The sequence below is a fragment of the Moorena sp. SIO4A1 genome (assembly GCF_010672065.1).
Taxonomy (GTDB): Bacteria; Cyanobacteriota; Cyanobacteriia; order Cyanobacteriales; family Coleofasciculaceae; genus Moorena.
Genome location: NZ_JAAHHX010001102.1, coordinates 1 through 1,000, shown reverse-complemented (window position 1 = coordinate 1,000; position 1,000 = coordinate 1). Strand labels below are relative to the sequence as shown.

Genomic DNA, 1,000 nt, shown 5'->3' with positions numbered 1-1,000 from the left:
ACTAATTATCCGAACTTGATATAACCCCAGCTATGCGACTTTTACCATTTGTTGGCCAAGGGGTGAGCTGAGTCGAGACCTTTACTGGTAATTGAGACCAATTAATATAAGGATTAGGTTGGTTAAAATGTAGTGATGGTGCTATTTGTTGATGTTGCAGTTGCAGGACTAACTTGAGCAAACCTGCTATTCCTGCCGCTCCTTCGGTGTGACCAATGTTCGTCTTAACCGAACCAATGATTAATGGCTGTTCAACAGAGTGGGTTTTGCCAAATACCGTTCCTATGGCTTCGACTTCAATGGGGTCCCCCAAAGCAGTTCCTGTACCATGAGCTTCTATATAACTAACACTTGTTGGGTCTACTTCCCCATTTGCCAAAGCTTGACGGATGACTGATTGTTGAGAAGGTCCATTAGGAACCGTTAAACCACTAGTATCACCATCTTGATTGATGGCACTGCCCCGAATTACTGCCAGAATATTGTCCTGGTCTGCTAGTGCATCTGATAAACGTTTGAGTACAACAATACCACATCCTTCCCCACGGACAAAGCCATCAGCAGAAGTATCAAAAGTCTTGCACCGACCATCAAAGGATAACATACGAGCCTTAGAAAAGTTGATGCTAAATTCCTGAGATAGCAATAGATTAACCCCTCCAGACAGGGCTAGGTTGCATTCTTGATTCCTTAAACTCGAACAGGCCAAATGGATACTTACTAATGAAGAGGAGCAAGCTGTGTCTACTGCCAAATTGGGTCCTATTAGTCCCAGAATATAGGAAATTCGCCCTGATGCTGTACTGTGGGCATTGCCTGTAGCTACATAGGCATCAAATTGTTCTGGACCTTGACTGAATATACGTTGGGTATAGTCGTTGCCACAAATACCAATAAATACACCTGTTGGGCTTCCTTGGAGTTGTTGCGGATTTTTGCCTGAATTTTCTAGAGCTTCCCAACTGACTTCTAGGAGTAATCTCTGTTGAGGGTCTAGATG

Annotated in this window: 1 protein-coding gene; it reads right to left on the bottom strand. The window is 43.6% G+C overall.

What is annotated here, in order from left to right; translation table 11 throughout:
• Position 1 precedes the first annotated feature (1 nt).
• Positions 2-1,000 (bottom strand): polyketide synthase (locus F6K53_RS45585; RefSeq protein ID WP_366511466.1); only part of this gene is annotated, 999 nt, incomplete at its 5' end.